Source organism: Mastigocoleus sp. MO_188.B34 (genome assembly GCF_030065675.1).
Lineage (GTDB): Bacteria > Cyanobacteriota > Cyanobacteriia > Cyanobacteriales > Nostocaceae > Mastigocoleus.
In genome coordinates this window covers 1-22,859 of the sequence record NZ_JASJDK010000006.1, presented here as the reverse complement: position 1 = coordinate 22,859, position 22,859 = coordinate 1, and the positions used below count along the sequence as shown (strand labels likewise).

Sequence of the window (22,859 nt, the reverse complement as noted above, 5' to 3'; positions counted from 1 at the left end):
GAACATGGTTAATGTATTTTTTCTTACTATGCCTTAAATGGTTAAAATACTTTTTAATTCGGCAATAAAAGTAATTACTGATTCAATTAACATTTACTCAGTGTAATATTTCTAATTAAATCTACCCATTCATCAAAATTATCATTTATTAGCAAATATTGATTAGTAATATCTATCCCTTCTGCACCTATACTAGTGCTAATGACAGGCATATTAACATGAAGCATTTCTAAAGTTTTTAATTTAATTCCAGATCCTTCCAATAATGGAACAATACCGATTTCTGCTTTCTCAAAGAATTGTGTTGGGTCTTCCACAAAACCAGTAACTATAATATTTTTATTGGCAGCAAGTTTAAAATTTTTTTCTGAAGGCTTATAACCAACAATATATAATTTAAAATCAGGATGTTTCACTAAAATTTTCTGAAAACATTTATCGATAAAAATAATAATTCCTCTTTCATTTTCTGGGCGATTCATGGCTGCCCAAAAAAGTAAAGTCTTTGATTCGATTTTTTCTGGAGTCCGATGGAAATTATTAATAAAATGACTTACTCTGGGAGGCTTAACAATTATTTTATCGCCTGGAATTGTAAATAAAGAAGTAAGAATATTGCGGTATTTCTCAGATAGTAGCCATAATTTACTGGCAGCAGAATATAATTTACTCTCATAGCGGAATATTCTAGCTACTTCTATTCCTAATAAGGGATTAGTTACAGATTTTCTTAAAAAAGAATGAGATATAATGTCATGAATACTAATAATAGTTTTTGTTTTATGATGTTGTAATTCTAGATAAACTGCTGCATGAGAATATTCAAAATGAATAATTTCATACTCATATGTAAGTAGTAATTCTTGCATTTTTACTTTTCCAAGGCAGAATACAATAGGTGAATACCTTTACGCTTCTGATTGGTAAATGCTGCTCCAAATAGAATTAATTGCTTGTCTTGAGGTAAATTGAGCCATTCTCTAGCCAAACTTCTATCTATAGGTTTATAACGTTTTAAGTCAATACCGTTAGGAATTACCTCGATTCGATAATTTTGAAACAAAGAACTTTGACGGGCGCATTGGGCTAACCATTTACTAGGACTAACAATCGTCAAATTGAGTTTTTGCCACGATCTGATTTTACGTTTCCATATCCAACGGGAAATATCTTTGTCTTGTGATGAGTTTAATTGGAGACAACTACCACAATTATTTTTATAGCGATCGCACTCAAAAGTGTAGTGACAGCCTCCCGTAAATCCCCACATATCGTGGAATGTCCACACTAGAGGCTGCTTAAATTTGGCAATAGTTTCAATTTGCAGATAACCACCCACCCAGTGAATATTAATTACATCGGTTTAGTTTAACTTATTGCAAGTATTTGATAGGAGAAGAAGTTTTAAGACAAGTTGCAATTTAGGGGATGTTTGGGAAGTATCACTTATTACCCAATATCATTGTTGAGATCCCCCAACCCCCTTAAAAAGGGGGCAAAAGTCCCCCTTATCAAGGGGGATTTAGGGGGATCCAAGATATATTAAGTAAATAATATGACTTTGGAACATCCTCTTAGTAAGAATTAATATTCTTTCCGTTTACTTTGGAATGATTTAAAAGGTGATTGAAAAAACTCTGAATCTTTGTTCATATAAAATATATAATTCCGATGCTAACGGATTTGATATAAAATATCGAGTACTTTATTCTAGTTAATTTACACTAGGAACTATGTAACTCAAGTTACTCAAAATCTTCTGAGTGCAATTACTAAAATTTTTTGATTTCGCACACCACAAAGGTGATACGAAATATTTCAGCTTTATTTGCTTGACTTGATTTTCAATCTAAAAATAAATAGGGAAAAACTAGGGAAGTTATTTGAAGTACTTATAGCACCTTGTGTAGCGTAATTGTGTTCTTAATAGACATCTCCAGAAAAGAATGTAGAGACGTACACGTACCAGAGGCTGTGGCGCGTCTCTACAAAGATTTTGGGTTATGCATATTCAATTTCCGGACAGGTCTAATGATGATACTTGCGTAAACCCTATTTACTCATAAAATTTATTTACAATCTTTATTTACAATAAATTTCAAAAATTCTGTCAATAATAATCAATAGATACGACTGATAACTGGTAACTGCTAACTGTAGCCCGTAAGGGTGTAGCATTAGCCATAAACTAGTAACTGATAAATGATAGCTGATAACTGACAACTGACAACTGATAACTGAAATATGGTAGATGCGCCATGGTTTATTGGGATTTAAACCTCACCATTAGCAACTTTGACTTGTTGTGATGTTAAATTTTTTGCCCCTTCCAAAATTGTTCCGTCAAGTCTGACTCGATCAAGATTCGTGCAATTTAAATTTGCACCGATCAAATTAGCTGCACTCAGATTAGCTTCACATAGAATCGCATTATTCAGATTTGCTCCCATTAAGTTCGCTCCATGTAAATCTGCTTCTCTTAAACTAGCCTCAGTTAAATTTGCAAAAAATACTTCTGTATATTGAAGTTTAGCAGCATTGAGATTTGCACCATTAAGATTTGCTCCATTCAAACTAGCTTGCTGTAAATTTGCACCAATTAAACCAGTTTTCTGCAGCTTTGCTTTGTCAATCTTTGCTCCTTGTAAGTTAGCCAAAAATAGCTTTGCACCATTAAAATTAGCAACTTTAAGGTTTGCTAGCTGCAAATTCGCCTTGTACAAATTAGCATCTGTGAAATTAGCCTCCAGTAAACTAGCCCCAGAAAGATTCGCTGAACGCAAATTAGCCTGACAAAATATAGCCCGATTTAGATTTGCACCACATAAATTAGCCTCAAGTAAATTACAAAATCGCAATTTCGCATCACACAAAATCGCCCCTGATAACTGAACTGATTCCAGATTAGAAGCAGAAAGATCTGCATCTTTCAAGTTTGCTCCTTGCATGTTAGCCCCACGCAAGTCTAACTTTTGTAAATTTGCTCCTTGTAAATCAGCCCATCTCAGATCCGTGTTACGTAAATCCAGCTTTTGGTTTTTGCGGTCTTTATGAAAATCTCGTCTACCAATGACTGTCAAAGCAGCTTGAATATCAGTAGGAATTTTGGCTGTCTTGCGAGCATTTTCGCGATTATCTTGGCTTTTAGGAGCATTTTCCCGGATAAAAGCTGAGATAATCTCCATAACAGTCCAATATTCTTTTCGAGAATCTCGAGCAACTCTTTCTAAAATGTAAATTGCACCAGCGCGCGTCGCCACTTTTTCATGACCCAACTGGGTAATTGCTGTCATTAATCGTTCGGCGATGGATTGCTCCCGAGCTAGATAAACATTTTTGATTTCAATTTCATTAGCTTTTTCAGTAGCTGTGGCATTTTTCTCGGTTGCATCTGACCGTTTTGCTACATAATAGACATTAGCGATCGCACCGAATCCAAGAAAAATAATTCCAGTTGTAGTCAGCCATTGCGTCTCATACTCAATTTTTTCCCGCTGGGATAATTCCTCATTTCCTGCAACAACAAGACAGAGTAGAGTATAAAATAAAGCAAATATAACTGATATGGCTACTAACTTTTTCTTGAGTGCGTCTGTCTTATGGGCAGACATATCAAAAGTATTCCTCACGACATAGAATTTTCACTGTAAGTGCTTTGTGTGGAGTATAACATTTGTCTCAGTTAATTGAATCGTTACTGACCTCATTTCCGGAATAAATATATTTCTTACTAACCACACCCTACATGTATTGTGTTTCTATATTATCTGTCTACCTAATTGTAAGCAAATAATTTCTGGAGTTAATTATTCGGTCAAATCGTGATATTGTTATTAGCTCCTGTAGCAGCGAAAAATATGAATATTATTAAATATTGTCTCATAAGATTATTCATTAAAAATTTTACCTCCTTCAATTCATCATAGATAAATTTGTATAACATAATTTAGCTACTTAATACTTTGCTCATTCTAAATTCACATCCATCTAAATTGCATCATATCTGCTTTACAAAAAACAGCGTATTTTATGGTTATCAGCTTCTATTTCCATGTTTTGTAAGCTATTTGCATTGAAAAATGATTTTCAACTCTTGTACTTTATGCCATTAGTAACAATAAAATCCACCTTCTTTGATATGTGCATGAAAAAAATAGATCGCTATACATAAATAATTCAAAATATATAAAATATTCAAAGTAGTAAATATTATCAGCAAATTATTGAGACTTCATACCTTAAATTAGTAGTCATTAAAATTTGCTTGTTTATAACCGTTATCTAAAAAATATATTTTGTTTTATGTAGATAAAATACCTATGAATAATTTGGTTCGGATCAATATATTTTAAAATATAAAACTACAATCAAATTAAGTAATTAATTGATTTAAAGTGTTTTGTCAATCTATGTATTGTAAAATATATGCATCCAATATATTGTCATAAATATTACTTTTAACCAATAGAGTTTGAGTTACATGGTTTAATGTGACCTGTATTACTTAACGCCTGTGTTAATTCTGTTCTGCGACCGTCCTAAAAAAATAAAAGTTGGACGTATGAACTAAACTTTCCGGATTTAGGGAAATCTCATCATGTTTCATTTATAATTGGCAACTTATACCAATTTGGAAAAATAGTGAGACAAATAAATTTTGTAGAGACGCGACAGAGCCTGCGGCGTCGGCGTTAGCCTCTGTCGCGTCTCTACGAGATAATCTGTTGCAATGATTTATTGAATTGGTATTACAAGTAAGAAACTTGTGGTTAAAGAACTTGTAATTAGTAACCTGTGCTTGGAAACTGGATTATTGATTGAACATTTTCCATAAATCTGTTTTCGTTAGTCTGGAAATAACGGCGTAGAAGTAAAATATTTGTGATTTTCCCTAAATGCAGCAGAACTTAGAACCGATAATTAAGGACTTAGTGTTAATTGGTGGTGGACATTCTCATGTCATAGCAATGAGGATGTTTGCAATGAACAAGTTACCAGGAGTACGTCTGACCTTAATTACAGAAAGTAGTTATACCCCATATTCGGGAATGTTACCCGGACATATTGCAGGTTTTTATAGTTACGATGAGTGTCACATCGATTTGCGTCCTTTAGCTGAATTTGCAGGAGCACAGCTATATGTTGACCGAGTAATTGGTTTAGACTTGGAAAATCAGCAAATTTTATGTGCTAACCGTCCGAGTGTGAGTTTCGATGTATTATCAATTGATATTGGTAGCACTCCTGCAACAATTTCTGTACCTGGTGCTACTGAATATGCTATTCCTGCAAAGCCAGTTCCACAATTATTAGAACACTGGTGGAGAATGTGTGGAGAATTAGAAGTTGGATCTAATGATGCTTTGAGGATAAATACAGATGGAATAGATAAAAATCAAAGTAGAGTAAATCAAACAGACATAAATCAAAGTAGAAAAAATCAAAAAAGTACAAATATCAGTATTATTGGTGGTGGTGCAGGTGGCGTAGAATTAGCATTATCGATGCACGGTTACTTTAATCAGTCACAAATTCCCAATCCCCAATCTCTAATCCCCAATCCCCAAAATATCCATCTCTTCCAGCGTAGTGCAGAATTAATGCCTAATCATCATCCATCGGTGCGTCGTTTGGTGGAAAAAGTCTTGCGTCGCAAAGGTATTCAAATACATTTGAGTGAAAGTGTTTGTGAAGTTAAACCCCATAATCCACAATCTAAAGCTTTTTTAGAAAATAAGCAGGGGGTAACAACAAAAAAAGTAGAAAAATTTAATGTCATTTGTGAATCAGGTTTAACAATAGGATGCGATTACGTTTTTTGGGTTACTCAAGCTTCCGCACCCCAATGGTTAAAAGCTGCAGGACTAAAAACCGACAAGCAAGGTTTTATCTTAGTCAATGATTATTTACAATCTTTAACCCATCCCCAAATCTTTGCTGCGGGAGATATCGCCACAATGGTAAATCATCTCCGTCCCAAAGCAGGAGTTTTTGCAGTTCGTCAAGGTAAACCTTTATTTAAAAATTTACAACGCTTTTTATTAGGTAAATCTCTCAAACCGTTTCAACCACAACAACAATATTTAAGTTTGATCGGTACTGGAGACCAAAGAGCGATCGCAACACGTGGCTTTTTTACTTTACCACCACACAAATTGTTGTGGCGATGGAAAGATTATATCGATCGCAAATTTATGGATCGTTTTAATAAGCTCCCAGAAATGAAGATGCAAAATCAAAAATCGGTAATAACCCCTTTCCCATCTTCCAATTCCAGTTCCAACCCCACCATGCATTGTGCAGGATGCGGTTCTAAAATTGGCGGTAGAGTTCTAGAAAAAGTTTTACATCGCATTCGAGCAGAACAGCCCTATCAAGAAAAACGAAACGATATTATTATTGGTTTGGATGCACCCGATGATGCTGCAGTAATGCAAATAGCAAACGGACAGGCGATGGTGCAAAGTATTGATTATTTTCGTAGTTTAATTGATGACCCCTATATTTTTGGACAAATTGCCAGCAATCATTGTTTAAGTGATATTTTTGCAATGGGTGCAAAACCCCAAAGTGCTCTAGCGATCGCTACAGTTCCCTATGGTGCAACTGCAAAAATTGAAGAAACCTTGTACCAACTTTTATCCGGTGCAGTTAAAGTATTAAATCAAGCCCAAGCACCCTTAATTGGCGGACATACCACAGGAGGCGTAGAATTAGGATTTGGCTTATCTTGCAATGGTTTAGGGGTTCCAGAACGGTTACTACGTAAAAGTGGAATGAAACCAGGAGAAGTACTAATTTTAACTAAAGCTCTGGGAACCGGAACCCTATTTGCAGCAAATATGCGTCACCAAGCAAAAGGTCGTTGGATTGATGGGGCAGTAGAATCAATGTTATTGTCTAATCAAGCTGCAGCTAATTGCTTTCTGGAAAATGGTGCGACAGCTTGTACCGATATCACAGGTTTTGGCTTGCTGGGACATTTAGTGGAAATGATCAAAGCTTCCCAAGTAAATATAGAATTACAAATTGATGCTATTCCAATTTTGGCTGGCGCACAACAAACAATCGCTGCAGGAATTATTAGCTCACTCCACCCGGAAAATTTAGATGCTGCTGGTCAGATCCAGAATTCAAAAACCCAAGAATTACAAGCAATAGAAAATCATCCTCACTACCCTTTACTATTCGATCCCCAAACTTCTGGTGGTTTGTTAGCTTCCGTACCTCAAGAACAAGCAAATAGCTGTCTTGATGTACTTCAGGTTCTAGGATACAAGGATAGCCGTATTATTGGTTTGGTAACGCCACAAACTGAGGGAAACAAGGCAATAAAAATAATTAGTTAAAAGCATCATAAAAACCTGATATACTTGCTTTTTAATAACTAGTTTGAGTAACTAAACACACAAGTTCTCATGATAGACAAAGCTATTCAAGAGCAGATTAATTACTACAAAGCCAGAGCGAACGAATATGATGAATGGTTTTATAGAATAGGTCGTTATGACTATGGTGTAGAAATTAATCAGCGTTGGTTTGCGGAAGTCGAAATTATTCGAAATGCTCTACGAGAACAGGATAAATGTCAATCAATTTTAGAATTGGCTTGCGGAACTGGGATTTGGACCCAAGAATTGATCGAAATAGGAGAACAAATTACCTGTATTGATGCTTCTGAAGAAATGATTCAGATTAATCAACAGAAATTAAATGGGAACGATAAGAATATAAATATAGAATACCAGCAATTAGATGTATTTTCTTGGCAACCACAAGCTCAATACGACCTGATATTTTTTGCTTTTTGGTTATCTCACGTACCGCCAATCATGGTAAATGAATTTTTGCAGAAAGTTCGCCGATCTGTAAAACCCCAAGGGAAATTGTTTATTATTGATTCGCTTTTTAGTCAAACATCCCACGCGAAAAATCATCATTCCCGCAACGAACGAGATATAAATCAAAAGCGAAAATTAAATAACGGTCAGACATTTGAAGTTTTCAAAATTTATTATCAACAAGATTCCTTAAAAGATAAATTAATTCAAGCAGGCTTTCAAAATATAGATGTAAAAACAACAGATAACTATTTTATTTATAGTTCAGTAGAAGGTTAAAAGTAGAGTGTATTAGGCGCACAAGTAAATCATGTTTGGCAAAAATAAAACCCTTTATCCTCACAAATTACTCACATTATTTTTATACACTCTAAGTATAAGGGAAGAAGACTATAAAAATTCTATGTGGAACTGCATAGAAACGGTCATTATCTATCAAGAATAAGTGCATCTTCAGAGATAATAGGCATGAATTGTGCCATTATCTACTTCTCCTGAAATGCTAGGGAGTTTGGTTTCTTCTTAGCAAAACAATGATTTTTGAATAAAGGGAGAACATAATGAAAAATTTGAAATTTGCTGCTGCAATGACAGTATGTTGTACTGCATTGATGATGATTGCAGGCTCAGAAAAAGCTTTATCCAGAGAATATAAAAGATCTTGTGAAGGTTACTATATAGTAAAAGTCACTAGTGTTAATGGAGTACAACCATCTGCACCAGTTAGAAGGGCTAGGAAAGTTCCCACACGGGGTTTTAGTGGTAGAGGTAGTTGCTCAAGCTACACAAGAATCAATGCATGTCGAAGAAGAGCAAGAGATTTTTGCCACAATTGTATGAAAGCTCACTGGAGGAATCCAGTTAAGAAACCGAGAGCATGTAATTCTCTTACTAATGGTTTGGGAGTAAATAACTACAACATCATCAACCTCAGGAGAAGACTCCGAAATTCAGTCTGTTCCGATCCTAACCTGAGAGGTCGGACAGCTCGCTATGACGTATACAGAGTTACTAGGGGAGACAAAGGCTGTGGTCCAAGACTGAAAAAAACAATGCGTAGAAAACTCGGTTCTGTTACGGTGAGATGTCGGTTCGTAAGATAAATAACTTTTACTACTACAGAAAGGACGTAGCAATTACAATCAAATAGGGAGGAAGCAGTATTTCTATTTGTAGGGAGTGCTTGTAGCACAACAAAGCTTAACGTGCCAAAAGTGAAGTTGATGGTATTAATCATAGGGAATAATTTATTTTGGTATTCCTTAAGTGCCTGGTAAAGAACGCAAACTTTCATCCATATAAGAGCGATCGCCCAATCGTTGTAATAATGGACCGTGGATACCAAATTTAACCACACTGATAGAAGCTGCAGGCATATCAATGCGATCACGGTAACGTCCCAAATCAATTCCTAGCAGGCTACACAAGATAATCCGAATGGTGGCTTTGTGGGAAACAACTAGAACATTACCGCTTGTATACTTTTTCTCAATTTCGGCAATTACTAATGAAGCACGACTAGCAATTTGAACTGCTGTTTCTCCCCCGGTGGGTGGATTCCATGCAGGTTCTGTCATCCAGCGAAAATAGTCTTCTCCATAATGTTGTTTGACGAAGTCTGCGGTTTTATCTTCCCACTCTCCATATCGAATCTCTTTCAATCCGTCCCGCAGTTGCATATCAATACCCACAGCATCACACAGGGGTTTAGCTGTAGCAATAGTACGTTTCATTGGACTCACATAAATCCCATTCCAAGATATCTTTTGGTAAGCAGTTGCAAATGCTTGCGCCATCTGCAACCCTTCAGGTGTTAATTCGGGATCCAGCTCGCCACAATAGCCACCTGTGCGGCTGTAAGATGTTTCTCCATGTCTGAGAAAGTAGAGTGTTAAGCTCATTTTTGTTTCTCTGGTTTCTTAATTTTTCCTCAACTTCTTAATTTTCCTGGCTTGGGGAATTACCAGAAAATAAAATTATCAAAAAATAAAACTACCAAAAAATAAAACTAATCAAAAAATATTGAATACAATTCACTTACTTGCCCTATAAAAGCTAATTAACCCCAATTTATTTGCAAAATCAGGGTTATGTTTGCTCGAACACGCGTATATTACTCTAATTCCACAGTAACGGGTTTGACATGCCAGATATCTTGACAATATTCCCGAATTGCTCGATCTGAGGAAAATTTACCCATGCGAGCCACGTTCAAAATAGACATTCGAGTCCAGCGTTCTCGATCTTGATACATTTGACTCACACGATCTTGACAATCAATATAAGATTGATAATCTGCCATTAACATATAGGGATCATCATGGAGTAATGAATCAATCAGCGGTTTAAAGAGATTTTCGTCTTCCTCAGAAAAATGTCCAGAACTAATTAAATTAATAACTTCCCGTAATTGTTGGTTATTTTGATAGTAATCCCAAGGATGATATCCTTGACTCTTGAGATCTAGTACTTCTTGTGCTGTTAGTCCAAACAGAAAGAAATTTTCTTCTCCCACCTCTTCCCGAATTTCAATATTAGCCCCATCCAAGGTACCAATAGTTAACGCCCCATTCATAGAGAATTTCATATTTCCAGTTCCGGAGGCTTCTTTCCCCGCTGTAGATATTTGCTCGGAAAGATCCGCTGCTGGATATACTGGTTGACTATTAGTCACATTGTAATCTGGTAAAAATACCACCTTTAGGCGATCGCGTACATCAGGATCGCGATTAACGACTTCTCCCACGGAATTGATTAACTTAATTATGAGTTTGGCTATGAAGTATCCTGGTGCAGCTTTACCACCAAAGATAAATGTCCGTGGCGCAATCTCTAACTGAGGATTTTGTTTCAGGCGATGATAAAGAGTAATAATGTGTAAAATATTTAAGTGTTGTCGCTTATATTCATGGATCCGCTTCACCTGAATATCAAATATGGAAGTGGGATCGACTCGAACTCCCGTGCGTTGGAGAATAATTTCAGCGAGCTGTTGCTTTTTGATTTGTTTAATCTCTCTCCATAATGTTTGGAATTCCCGATCATCCGCAAAAACTTCTAGTTTTCTTAGTTCCTCCAGGTGGGTAATCCAGCGATCGCCAATCTTTTGCGTAATAAAATTAGATAACTCAGGATTACTTACAACCATCCATCGACGGGGAGTCACCCCATTAGTCTTATTACTAAACTTTTCTGGATAGAGTTCATAAAAATCTCGTAAAGTAGTCTGTTTTAAAAGTTCGCTATGTAGCTTGGCTACCCCATTAATAGCATGACTACCGACACAAGCCAGATTCGCCATACGTATATATCTTTCACCACTTTCATCAATCAAGGACAAACGAGAAACTTTACCTGTATCTCCGGGGAATTTCATCCGTACCTGCTGAAGAAAGCGGTGATTAATTTCGTAAATAATTTCCAGATGTCGAGGTAATATTCTGGCAAATAAACCCACAGACCATTTTTCCAAAGCTTCTGGCAGTAAGGTATGGTTAGTATAGCTAAAAGTCTTCTGGGTAATTTCCCAAGCCTTTTCCCAACTGAACTCATGTTCATCCACTAGCAATCGCATAAACTCTGCAACACCAATAGCAGGATGAGTATCATTTAACTGTATGGCAAACTTTTCGTGAAAGGTCTCCAGACTTTGTCGTATCACCAATAAATGTATCCTAATTAAGTCTTGTAGGGCACAGGACACAAAGAAGTATTGTTGTGCTAAACGCAACTGTTTACCTTGGATTGGCTCATCGTTAGGATAAAGAACCTTGGTAATGTTCTCCGAAACAATTTTTTCGTCAACTGCACCATAGTAATCCCCCACATTAAAGCGTTGAAAATCAAAGGATTCAGGTGCTTCTGCTTTCCAAAGGCGCAATGTATTACCGGTATTCACCCGATACCCGAGGATAGGAGTATCATAGGGAACACCCTTAACTGTACTTTCAGGAATCCAGCGCACCCGATAGTTTCCACCAGCATCAGTTTCAGATTTTGTATGTCCGCCAAATTTGACTTCAACTGTATATTCTGGACGGACAAATTCCCAAGGGTTACCAAATCTCAGCCATTTATCGGTAATTTCTACCTGCCAGCCATCGCGAATCTCTTGGTCAAAAATACCAAACTCGTAGCGTATACCATAACCAACAGCAGGAATTTCCAATGTTGACAGGGAATCTAAGAAACAAGCCGCCAGTCTTCCCAACCCTCCATTACCTAAGCCTGGTTCTTCTTCTTGAGCCTGTAATTCCTCCAAGTCTAACCCAAACTCCTCAAGGGTTTGACACACAAGATCGTATATACCGAGATTAATCAGATTATTGCTTAAGTGCGGTCCCACCAGAAATTCGGCTGACAGATAACAAACTACCTTTACATCATCACCTTCTTTTAGGTATGTCTGCGCACTATTGAGCCAGCGTTGCACTAAGCGATCGCGCACCGTATATGCAAGTGCCATATAGTAATCATTTTTGGTGGCGATTTGGGGAAACTTACCTTGAATATAAAATAAATTATCAGCAAAAGCACGCTTGAGAGTTTCAATACTTAAGCCTGTGCGATCGTCTTCTACTTCTATTTTTACCTGTGTTTCTTCAGTCTGCATAGCTCAGCTTTAGTTTTAGTTTTTGACTGTCAGAAAATTGAGAAAACTAACTTTGTCAGCTTTTGTATTTTTTATTTATTTGGCAGTTCTGAATTTATCACAGTTCTAGTGTAGTTTTTACTGGCAATAGATAATTATCTTTTAACAAAAATTTGATTTATATTGTAAATTTTGGTTATACTTACTGGATTTTATGTCACGTTAACCTGCTTTTAATCTGATATTTTATATCGTCACAAAAGCTTACGTATTAAGCCATGAAAGCCTACATTATTTACACGAACTAATGGTGATATGTGATTAAATTGGAAGAAAAAATACTCACTAAACTACATTGATATATATACATGATTATATGTATTTTTTATTTACTTATTCGCAACTTATTCATGTAGTTGTAAGCTTTGCTCTTGTTACTCTTAAAAACTTTGGAATAGTTGTAAAAAATTCTGCTTCACCCATCTCTTCATGGCAGTCTTCATGATACCTGAATTCTTCGCAGACTACCTCCGAGTTTATCATTTTCAGTCATTATATCCAGCTTTGTACGCGAAAAAATACAGCTGCGATAAGAGTGGAGTTAAGGATTCTCCCCTGTAGTTAAGTTTAGTATGACTTGATTATTTATCTCACATTAAAACCACAGTTTGACATTGGGTGTAATACATCCCAACATATCCTCAACTTTTCGAAGTCACGTCGCAGCTTAAATTTTTAAAATTATTCTCTGAGATTATTTCTAACGAGAGCAACCTCGAATATGAGAACTAATTGCTTTTAAAGCTGCTGATTCTAACTGCTCTCCAGAATCTATCTTTTGTAAAACCCTTTGCACAATATGACTTACCTCTGGGGGATTGTTAATTCCCTGATTGCTAATTATATGGCGAATCTCTTTAATTTTCTTGTACTTGTCCAAAGATGAAATGCTTTCACTCATATTTTTTAATCAGCTTTCTAGCTGCCTGCTTAGTACAAAACCCAGTTATCAACACTTTGGAAATACTCCAAAAATCACATATGAAGCTAAAACGGTTTTGCAAGTTTAATTTAAATCAGTCTAAGCATACCATCTCTATCAAATTGTGACTTACCGATTATTATTGTGACTTACCGATTATTAAACACAGAAAATCGACCTGTGGATATGAGTCGTGAGCGGGTCGTTCAAAAATTGGTAATAGAAAAATTGGTAATAGTTTTAACAAAAATATTGACTGATATAAATTTCCGCTTATTATTAATTCATATCTTGGAAAGTAAAACTTGAACAAACAATCTTCTTTCAGTGGAAAGCTCTTAGCATCTGCCATCTTGGTAGTATTGCTCTTTTTGATTGGATTTAATAGTTTTGTTATTCTTAATCCCGGTCAAGCGGGAGTTATGAGTATTTTAGGGAAAGCCAGAGATGGAGTTTTGCTAGAGGGAATTCATTTTAAGCCGCCTTTGGTTTCTGTTGTAGATGTCTACGACTTGACTGTACAAAAATTTGAAGTCCCAGCACAAAGCTCTACTAAAGACCTTCAGGATTTATCAGCTCGTTTTGCGATTAACTTTCGCCTCGATCCCTTGTCAGTTGTAGAGATACGCAGAACCCAAGGGACTTTGGCGAATATTGTTTCTAAAATTATTGCTCCCCAAACCCAGGAATCTTTTAAAATCGCTGCTGCGAGGAGAACAGTAGAAGAAGCTATTACCAAAAGAAATGAACTTAAGCGAGATTTTGATGATGCTTTAAGTCAAAGGCTGGAAAAGTATGGAATTTTTGTCCTGGATACCAGTGTTGTAGATTTAGATTTTTCCCCAGAATTTGCTAAAGCAGTGGAGGAAAAACAAATCGCTGAGCAGAGAGCCAAAAGAGCTATTTACGTTGCTCAACAAGCAGAGCAAGAAGCACAGGCTGATGTCAACCGTGCGAAAGGTAAAGCAGAGGCTCAAAGGTTGTTAGCTGAAACTTTAAAAGCCCAAGGTGGTCAATTAGTGCTACAAAAAGAGGCAATTCAAGCTTGGAGAGAAGGTGGTTCTCAAATGCCCAAAGTGTTAGTAATGGGAGAAAAAGACCAAACAGCAGTTCCTTTTCTACTGAATCTTGGCGATGTTCAGCGATAACCTTAATAGCTACTTAGAGTAGTTAAAGTAAATTTTAAGCGATAATTATGAAAATTCAAGCTTTAAATATTAAGACTGGCAATCGCATTATTGTCTACTTCAAAAATAAAAAACAGGTATGTACAGTAAAACGCATTTCTAATCGCGACACAAGTAGCATTGCACTATTAGTATTTCTTGGCGATAATTATCGCCATTTAAATTCAGGTGTAATTAGATTTAAATCAGAAGCTTTAGTAGAATTAGTCAACTAACATGTTCTAATTCCTTGATATAAACCTAAACTTTCCCGAAAATCCTCATCATATTGAGCATCTTCCCAATTTCGCGCGGACTGAATTTGCTCCGTAGATAAATTCTCAGCCCCCACAAAGTTTGCTCCTTTAATATTCGCCCCTGTTAACTTTGTTTCTTGGAGATTTGCTCCTGTGAAACTTGCTCCCCTGAGGTTAGTCCATTTCAAATCAGCTTTGGTCAGATCTGCTTCCTGTAGATTTGCTCCAAATAGATATGCGCTTAATAAATGAGCTTTATTTAACTTAGCTTTAGAAAAATTAGCACCATAAAAATAAGATCCCATTGCTTCTGTTTCATATAGATTTGCTTGACTCAAGTCAGCATTATTCAAATGAGCTTCCATCAGATTTGCAAAACAAAGATTACTTCGGCTCAACTTTGCTGAATTAAAATCCGTATCTTTCAAATTAGCCCCTTGCAAATCAGTCCCAATCAGATTTGCATTTGCGATCGCAGCACCTTTGAGATTAGCTTCACTCAAATTAGCACCAATCAAATTAGCTCCTGAAAGATTCGCCCGCATTAGCTTAGCGCCCCTCAAATCCGCCAAACTAAAATTAACTCCACTGAGATTTTCTTCAATCAGTTGAATTTGAGCAAGATTAGCACTTACAAAATCCAACTCAACTTGGGGATTGTTTTTTCTCCATTCAACCCATTTAAATTTGCCGAAGTTAAGCAAAGCTAGATGCTCTCGATTAGCCATTTCTTCTCCTTTACTCCTGTCCCACAAGGGATTTTGTCCCTCTACCAGCAACATTTTCAATCGCTGCTAATGCTCCCTGCGCGCCAGCGAGAATGTCTTGTTCTTGTCCACCCAAGTACAATCTTCCAAAACTTCCTACAGGTTGGACTGAAAGAATATTAATTGCAGCTGCTTTTTCCGCTTCATTTGCAGCAAGTGCAGCATACGCGGCTGGTTGAACTTCTAGTATGTACAGCGTTTGCCCAGCAAGTAGCATCTGCCCCCGTCGATTTCTATTTATAAGCTGCGTTTGATAAGCATCAATATTGCGAATAATTTGGCTGGAAACAACTTGTGGTTTGAGAGAGTCACTTTTATCAACTCCCAAAGCCGCTAAAATAGCTTGACCTGCTGTTTTAGTTTCTCCTTGGGAACTTGAATGTACTTCCAACAGACCATAAAGTCGTTCCACAACCAAAGCTCCCGGACGAACAGAAGCTGATTTAAGGGCTACATCTGTAATTCGATTAATTTCAATTCCAGGAGAAATTTCAATCCAAAGTGACGTATCTCCTGGTAATGGTAAAAAACCTTGGGCTACAGTTCCCATATATGCTGCATGTTGAGGTTGCAAGTTATCGAGGTATACGAAACTCCGCAGTTCTACTCCCAAGGTTGTTTCTCTCCGTAGTATGAAGACCGATCATCTTATGTTTACTTGAATACCTATCATACCTTTGATTTGGGAGCTAGAGGAAGTAATAAGTAATGAGTAATAAGTAATGAGTGATGAGTAGTGGGTGATAGATAATTCGTAGTGAGTCTTAGCGCTTGGCGTAAGCAATTGGGTGATTTAGTAATTGCAACTGATAATTGCTGCTATCTCTAAACCAATACGTTTCAGTTAAGCATTTTTGTAGGTTGGGTTAAGCGACAGCGAACCCAACAAAACCTGATTATTGTTGGGTTATGTCCTACGGACACGCTTTGCTAACCTCCGTCAACCCAACCTACTTCAATCTTGAGATTTAGCCGATTCTAAACTGTATTGATCTCTAAACCCCATAATACGTCGTTAAAATGCAAGTCTGACTCACTTCTAACTTATTAATTGCTACTCAATACTCATTACTCATTACTCATTACTCATTACTCATTACTCATTACTCATCACTCATCACTCATTACTCATTACTCATTACTCATCACTCATTACTCACTCTCATCACGCCATTTGATTTTCAAAAATACCCAACTGCTGCGCTTGTGCAAGGTAATTCACGCCATATATTTTTGGTAAACGTTGGGTTTGAAGTAAAACTTCTCGCACCTCACGGTTGGAAATATCTGCAAGTTTATTTTTCTTAGATAGTGCGATCGCGCAAGCAATACCAATCCCTTGTCCCACACCGCAGTTAAATTCAACAATTCTTCCAGTGGAGGAAGCATAACCTTCAAATCCAGAAGCAGGGCTGACAACTGCAAGGTTAGGTACATTTTTTACTAAAGCGTGTTGGATCCCAAAATTAAATAGTGGTTTTTGGGGATGTAAAAGAGCTTCTGTTTCAAATCCTTTCTCAAATGCCCGATCACCTAAACCTTTTATACCTCCACGAATATCGAAATGATAGCTAAAAGAGCCTAAAGCTTCTTCCTCAGATACTCCACCAGAAAGCATATCTGCTCCTGTGAGAGGTCTGACAACTCCAGTAATATTACCCGCATGACGAATGTATAATTCGTGAGATGGGATCGCTTCTACTGCACCTAGACTCTTAAACCACTGACCAACAAAAGACATCTCCTGCTGCATCTTGGGTGTAGGTATGGCTTTTTGTTTGGCTAAGTTTTCGGCTTGGTCAGCATCAACATCAAATAGTAAAGCATTCCAAGACAGAGTACTGGGATTTAAAATTGCCACATTGCCATTATCAAGAATACTTCCACTGGTTTCTAAAGATAATGTAGTTCCCCGGAAACCATGGTATGCGATCGATAAAGCTCTGGAACGAACATCAATATAATCTTTACCAGCATACATGGTTTTTAACTTGCCATTTCCATCAGTCAGGCTATTTCTGAGGCTATCAGCAAATTCAGAGTTATTACCAGCAGCAACATTGATCCAGCTTTGGGCTTGGGTGTCTGAAAGATTAGTGAAACGTTTTAGGTATTGATTTTCAACGTCCTTAATTCTAGCTACACTTAAACCCTTCGTTTGAAAAGTTAAAGTTACTGATAATTCTGAATTTGGTAAACCAAAAGTCTCAAAACCTTTAAGTTTTCTCACCCCAGCAAACTGAGCTAATTCAGCGTTGACCGTACTATCAATAAACTGTGTTGCAGTGTAAGTTTCACCATTGTTTAACTTAATCCCAGTTATTCGACCGTCATCTATTTTAATTACTGATTCGATTTCGATATTGTCAAGAATATGGGCTTTGACCTCTTGCAACATTTGACGCAAAGCAGTGTTCCCATCTTCAGGATCTAAAGCTATTTGATAAACCCCGGAGCGTCTGAGAAATTCTTGATAGATCGCCGGTGAATCACCGAAAGTATCCAAACCATATTGGGAACGAATAGAAGGAGGAACAGCAGAACGATCCAGGTAAGATAAAGCTCCCCGGATTAAATGACCACCAATTCCAAGTTGAGAATTTCCTTTAAATAGCAATAAACTGCGGGGGTATTTACCCGTGCGACGATAGTATTCTCGCCCCGCACACACCAAACTTAAAACACCAGGAACCTCATCACCAAAACAGATAATGTCATATTCACGATCGGTATTGTTATTTGGGATTGGGGTTGTTGTTGGAGAAATTGTTTGGGGAGAAGTTGTTACTGATACTAAATATTTAGAATCAATTTCACTTGCTTCTCCTAAATGAACCAAAGCTTGATAAACAAATGCAGTAATATCTGCACGAGTGGCGACTACAGTCGGATGAAGTAATTTAGTATCAGGATAACTCGCAACTAATTTCGCCTTAGTAGAAATTGCTATCCCTACCTTGGCATAATCTGGAATTTGTTCGTAATCCCGATAAATTTGCGGTAATTTGCTTTCTAAATCGGCATCAACAGTATTAGTTAATCCTAGACCACTAATAATAGATATGAGAGCATTTACCCGTGTAATTCGAGTCGAAGGGCGAAATTGACGATTGGGGAATCCGCTAATGAAACCAGTTTCATAAGACTTTTGGATCGCCAAAAATGCCCAATGATTCGTAGGAACATCAACAAAAGGTACATATTCGCGTCTGCGAGGAATTTGGGAAAAAGCTGTAGTTACAATAGCAGCAAACTCAGCCCTGGTTACTGAGTTGTCGGGGCGAAATTTACCATCAGGATAACCATTTACAATTCCTCGTTGCGCTAAAGCCTCAATAAATGGACGCGCCCAATGGTTTTGAATATCTGGAAAACTAGTGGAAGATACCATGACCCCTCCCAATAATTTTGTATATTTTATTGGTTTGATAACTATTTTTTTATGCTATCGCGAATTGGTGTTAGCGTAGCGTTGCGTAAGCAATTGGGTAATTGGTAATTGGTAATAATGCATGATTCCTGACTCCTGTAGAGACGCGACATGTCGCGTCTCTACGACTCCTTACTTCTTACTTCTGACTCCTTACTTCTTACTCATTACTCAATCTTTCCCCTATGCCAAAATGGGAATGATCGATAAACTCAAAGGTAGCTTCTTCTAAACCGGAGAATTGCTATCTTAGTGAGATAAAGGATTAACTCAACTAATGGCAGAAGAAAACAAGCAAAACAAACCTGCTTCTTCAGATGCGGAAGCTTCCAAATCTAAGCCTGCTGAAGCAAAACCCGCAGCAGCCAAACCTGCAGCAGCTAAAAGCGATAAACCTCCTGCTGCAGCCAAAAAACCTAAAAAAGAAAAGCCCCCAGCGCTGGAAGATAAGCCATTTGCGGAGTTTATGGAAAACATTTATGTTCCAGCCGTAGAAAAAGCGATGACTGGTAAGGGGGTAGAAGATTTACAGTTATCTTTTGCGAAACAAAAAGTTCCCATTATTGGTTTTGAAAGTGCTGGAGAATGCTGGCAAGTTGAAGGTCGTTGGTATGGTGGTCAACGTCAGTTCAACTTATATTTCCCTGATGAAGATATTAAGGGTAAAAAAGGGTTCTCCTGTAATGAAGGTAAAAAACCAAGTACTATGGAATCTTTTTTGATTGATGAACGTAAAATCACCCTGGATCTAATGGTATTTGGGTTGATGCAGCGTTTAAATGGTCAAAAGTGGTTGGGAATAAACTAACTCAACTAACTCAATTCATGAAAATGGTAGATAACGGCTCCGTTATGTGGGTCGTTATCTATGCTGACATAACCCGACTTCATCATTTCTTTTAAGGTGCTTTCAACTTCTTCAAAGGTAGCTTCTGTTTCCAAAACGCCCTTAGTTACGGATATCTTACCGCCATTTTTTTCCGCAGCTTTCAATAATCTCAAATTTAGTGGCTTTGTTTCTTCTTTCTTGGCAGATTGGTAAACTTGAGATGTGGTTACTGGAACATCTAAAGGAATCCCAAAGGAAGAAACCCCTGCTTTAAGTTTAAGTCTGGCTTCAGCTTCATCAACCATATCGGGGATTAAAAACAAGTCTACAAACTGCCCGATACCAAGAATACCCCAAGTACATAGCCATAATAAGCCAGTGCCTATCTTACCGTTGTATAAACGGTGTAAACCACTCAAACCAAAAAAGTGTGCGGCAGTTAATATATAGGATGCCAGCAAGCGCTCTTGACGCGATTGAGTTTTTTTGCTGTAATTAACGTCACTTTTTGCCTTCATCTGAATTTCAACCTCTTCATTTAGTTGATTTATTAAAATAATTTTTCGGTCGGGGGACTTTTTAGCGAACTTTAAATTAGCGGACTTTAAAAATGACGATAGATGTTAATTTGTCTGGTGATCAACAGTGCGATTCAGACCTAGTAAATATAAAGTGGGAAAGCGTACAGAAATATCCAAGAATGGTTGATATTTAAAAGTCACTAAAAATATTAGAGATATATTCAATTGTAATTGTTTCAATCTGGGGTTGGCACTGTTAGTTAAACTTCATCGGTGTTGATTTCTGCACTTTGTTCTAGTTAAAGAAATTGACTGATATATAGATTAGTTATAGAAATTTCCTATCGCTGACATTTGGAGACCCGGATTTCAAAATAGTTATGGGAAAATAATTCCAAATAATTATTTGTTTCACGTTGGTGAGTTGAAATCAAAGTTGGTACGGATAATTATTTTAGATTCTGAATACTCCACAGTGCTTTTTCTCCAAGCCTAAAACCCAGAAAGCTTGTTTAGTAGGAGATATAGCCCCAAATAATTTCTTCTCTTAAGTTAAATATCGAATTCTAATTCATTGACTTCTAATTTGGTCGTTTAAAGTTAAACTATTCCGGTCATACCGGATTAACTACCAATCGCAAACGGCAAATTCCAGAAATTTTGCGTAAATTTGCACGATTAATATTTCTGTAATTGTTGCAACTCTTAACGTTTAAATTATCGGTTCTAGTCCTTAGGGTTGGTAGACTATTGTTTATTACTTAATTTTTAGACCCTGCGAAAGCATATTCTTTAGCTTTGAGGGGCATCCGCATAAAACAAAAGGAACAGAAGCGATCGCAATATGGTAGATTCCCTAAAAAAACCAAGCTTTGAAGAAATGCGCCCCGGGGTAAAAATCCCGGCAAAGGAAACTTTATTAACTCCCCGGTTTTACACCACCGACTTTGATGAGATGGAAAAGATGGACATCTCCGTCAATGAAGACGAATTGAGAGCCATCTTGGAAGAATTTCGTGCTGACTATAACCGCCATCACTTTGTTCGGGACGCCGAATTCGAGCAGTCTTGGGAGCATATCGATGGGGAAACTCGCCAATTGTTCGTAGAATTTCTAGAACGCTCCTGTACGGCTGAATTTTCCGGTTTCTTGCTCTACAAAGAACTCGGTCGTCGCTTAAAAGGTAAAAGCCCGGTATTAGCGGAGTGCTTCAACTTGATGTCCCGAGATGAAGCTCGTCACGCAGGTTTCCTCAACAAAGCAATGTCAGATTTTAATCTGTCATTAGACTTGGGATTTTTAACTAAGAGTCGCAAATACACTTTCTTTAAGCCAAAATTCATCTTTTACGCCACTTATCTTTCAGAGAAGATTGGTTACTGGCGTTATATAACTATTTATCGTCATTTAGAAGCACATCCAGAAGATCGGATTTATCCAATTTTCCGTTTCTTTGAAAACTGGTGTCAGGATGAAAACCGTCATGGAGATTTCTTCGATGCGATCATGAAATCTCAACCGCAAATGCTTAATGATTGGAAAGCGCGTCTATGGTGTCGCTTTTTCCTCTTATCAGTTTTTGCGACCATGTATCTCAATGACATCCAACGTAAAGACTTTTACGCTGCTATTGGGTTGGATGCGCGGGAATATGACATCCACGTAATTGAGAAGACCAACGAAACCGCCGGACGAGTCTTCCCCGTAATGTTAGATGTTAAAAACCCCAAATTCTATCAATTCTTAGATACTTGTGTCAATAACAACGACAAGCTCAGAGCTATTGTTAATTCTGGGACTCCAAAATTCCTGCAATTATTCCAAAAATTACCTCTTTATGTTTCCAATGGCGTACAATTCTTGAAATTGTATTTCATGAAGCCTTTGGATGCTAAGGCTTATGAAGGTAGCGTACGTTAAACGCATTCCTTCAAGCAACTTCAGAATTCAGTCAAAATAATAGTTTGACCAATATGTAGAGACGCGACATGTCGCGTCTTTACTTTTTTATTATCCTATTTCTCGTTTTCTGTTTCTTCCAACAAAAATTTAATTTTAGGACTTACGCAACTGGCATATTTTTCCTGTAGGGTGTGTGACGCTGCGAAAATATTTGAACTTAAAAATGAGACTTGTAGCGTCACGCACCAACCACCCACCAATTGTGACACTCGCGTAAGTCCTGAATTTGTTAAAATCAAATTGTTAAAACGAAAGTATGGCGCTACGCGCAAGTAAAAAGTCAAAAGTCATTAGCGGATCCACAAAGTAGCGAGCTATAGCGTGTCCCTATTAATATTTGATAAGTAAGATCCTGTAAACAAGATTCTTCTGAATTCAAAATCTCTAAACTTAGGAATGAGAATTTAATAACCTGTAATTTTGAAATTTGGAATGGTGCGTTACGCGATGCTAACAGCACCCTACTTTTGTACTTTATTTAATCCACATTCCTAAGTCTTAATTGTGACTTG

At 37.2% G+C, this 22,859-nt stretch carries 18 protein-coding genes; 8 read left to right on the top strand and 10 right to left on the bottom strand.

Going from position 1 to position 22,859, the window contains the following annotated elements:
• Positions 1-86 precede the first annotated feature (86 nt).
• The 3 genes from QNJ50_RS02405 to QNJ50_RS02395 form a co-directional block, all read right to left on the bottom strand.
• Entirely contained in the window at positions 87-869 is a 783-nt protein-coding gene (locus tag QNJ50_RS02405; protein ID WP_300631620.1) for a glycosyltransferase family 4 protein, read from the bottom strand.
• A 2-nt stretch (positions 870-871) separates the two neighbouring features.
• Entirely contained in the window at positions 872-1,348 is a 477-nt protein-coding gene (locus QNJ50_RS02400; protein ID WP_366914202.1) for a glycosyltransferase, read from the bottom strand.
• A gap of 925 nt (positions 1,349-2,273) precedes the next feature.
• Complete coding sequence (locus QNJ50_RS02395; RefSeq protein WP_300631618.1) at positions 2,274-3,611, bottom strand: pentapeptide repeat-containing protein; 1,338 nt, start codon at positions 3,609-3,611, stop codon at positions 2,274-2,276.
• A 1,284-nt stretch (positions 3,612-4,895) separates the two neighbouring features.
• Here QNJ50_RS02395 and selD point away from each other — a divergent pair.
• From selD to QNJ50_RS02380, 3 genes are all read left to right on the top strand, one after another.
• Positions 4,896-7,349, top strand: a complete 2,454-nt coding sequence (gene selD, locus QNJ50_RS02390) for a selenide, water dikinase SelD (RefSeq protein WP_300631616.1) — start codon at positions 4,896-4,898, stop codon at positions 7,347-7,349.
• Positions 7,350-7,418: 69 nt separating this feature from the next.
• Entirely contained in the window at positions 7,419-8,120 is a 702-nt protein-coding gene (locus QNJ50_RS02385; RefSeq protein ID WP_300631614.1) for a class I SAM-dependent methyltransferase, read from the top strand.
• 281 nt (positions 8,121-8,401) lie between these two features.
• A complete protein-coding gene (locus QNJ50_RS02380) occupies positions 8,402-8,944 on the top strand; it encodes a hypothetical protein (protein WP_300631612.1) in 543 nt (180 codons plus the stop codon).
• 159 nt (positions 8,945-9,103) lie between these two features.
• Here QNJ50_RS02380 and QNJ50_RS02375 read toward each other — a convergent pair whose 3' ends face one another.
• The 3 genes from QNJ50_RS02375 to QNJ50_RS02365 form a co-directional block, all read right to left on the bottom strand.
• Positions 9,104-9,742 (bottom strand): histidine phosphatase family protein, encoded by a 639-nt coding sequence (locus tag QNJ50_RS02375; RefSeq protein ID WP_300631610.1) that lies wholly within the window; start codon positions 9,740-9,742, stop codon positions 9,104-9,106.
• A 212-nt stretch (positions 9,743-9,954) separates the two neighbouring features.
• Entirely contained in the window at positions 9,955-12,453 is a 2,499-nt protein-coding gene (locus QNJ50_RS02370; RefSeq protein ID WP_300631608.1) for a glycogen/starch/alpha-glucan phosphorylase, read from the bottom strand.
• A gap of 739 nt (positions 12,454-13,192) precedes the next feature.
• Positions 13,193-13,393: a hypothetical protein gene (locus tag QNJ50_RS02365; protein WP_300631606.1), complete on the bottom strand. Its 201-nt coding sequence runs from the start codon at positions 13,391-13,393 to the stop codon at positions 13,193-13,195.
• A gap of 326 nt (positions 13,394-13,719) precedes the next feature.
• Between QNJ50_RS02365 and QNJ50_RS02360 the strand changes: the two genes are divergently transcribed.
• Both QNJ50_RS02360 and QNJ50_RS02355 read left to right on the top strand, forming a co-directional pair.
• Entirely contained in the window at positions 13,720-14,562 is an 843-nt protein-coding gene (locus tag QNJ50_RS02360) for a prohibitin family protein (protein WP_300631604.1), read from the top strand.
• Between the two features lie 47 nt (positions 14,563-14,609).
• Positions 14,610-14,816, top strand: a complete 207-nt coding sequence (locus QNJ50_RS02355; RefSeq protein ID WP_300631602.1) for a hypothetical protein — start codon at positions 14,610-14,612, stop codon at positions 14,814-14,816.
• Here QNJ50_RS02355 and QNJ50_RS02350 read toward each other — a convergent pair.
• The 3 genes from QNJ50_RS02350 to QNJ50_RS02340 all read right to left on the bottom strand — a co-directional run bounded on the left by QNJ50_RS02350 (position 14,813) and on the right by QNJ50_RS02340 (position 18,995).
• Entirely contained in the window at positions 14,813-15,565 is a 753-nt protein-coding gene (locus QNJ50_RS02350; protein WP_300631710.1) for a pentapeptide repeat-containing protein, read from the bottom strand. The genes QNJ50_RS02355 and QNJ50_RS02350 overlap by 4 nt on opposite strands.
• A 10-nt stretch (positions 15,566-15,575) precedes the next feature.
• On the bottom strand, positions 15,576-16,217 hold the full coding sequence (locus QNJ50_RS02345) for a hypothetical protein (RefSeq protein WP_300631600.1): 642 nt from the start codon (positions 16,215-16,217) through the stop codon (positions 15,576-15,578).
• Between the two features lie 552 nt (positions 16,218-16,769).
• A complete protein-coding gene (locus QNJ50_RS02340) occupies positions 16,770-18,995 on the bottom strand; it encodes an S-layer homology domain-containing protein (RefSeq protein WP_300631598.1) in 2,226 nt (741 codons plus the stop codon).
• Positions 18,996-19,116: 121 nt separating this feature from the next.
• Here QNJ50_RS02340 and QNJ50_RS02335 point away from each other — a divergent pair, with 121 nt between their 5' ends.
• Both QNJ50_RS02335 and QNJ50_RS02330 read left to right on the top strand, forming a co-directional pair.
• Positions 19,117-19,266, top strand: a complete 150-nt coding sequence (locus tag QNJ50_RS02335; protein WP_300631596.1) for a hypothetical protein — start codon at positions 19,117-19,119, stop codon at positions 19,264-19,266.
• Between the two features lie 45 nt (positions 19,267-19,311).
• Positions 19,312-19,842 carry a DUF2996 domain-containing protein gene (locus QNJ50_RS02330; protein WP_300631594.1) on the top strand — a complete coding sequence of 177 codons (531 nt, stop codon included), beginning with the start codon at positions 19,312-19,314 and terminating at the stop codon, positions 19,840-19,842.
• A gap of 5 nt (positions 19,843-19,847) precedes the next feature.
• On the opposite strand, the gene QNJ50_RS02325 is transcribed toward QNJ50_RS02330, so the two are convergent.
• A complete protein-coding gene (locus QNJ50_RS02325; protein ID WP_300631592.1) occupies positions 19,848-20,381 on the bottom strand; it encodes a TM2 domain-containing protein in 534 nt (177 codons plus the stop codon).
• 847 nt (positions 20,382-21,228) lie between these two features.
• Here QNJ50_RS02325 and acsF point away from each other — a divergent pair.
• Positions 21,229-22,305 carry a magnesium-protoporphyrin IX monomethyl ester (oxidative) cyclase gene (gene acsF / locus QNJ50_RS02320; RefSeq protein WP_300631590.1) on the top strand — a complete coding sequence of 359 codons (1,077 nt, stop codon included), beginning with the start codon at positions 21,229-21,231 and terminating at the stop codon, positions 22,303-22,305.
• The last annotated feature ends 554 nt before the right edge of the window (positions 22,306-22,859 follow it).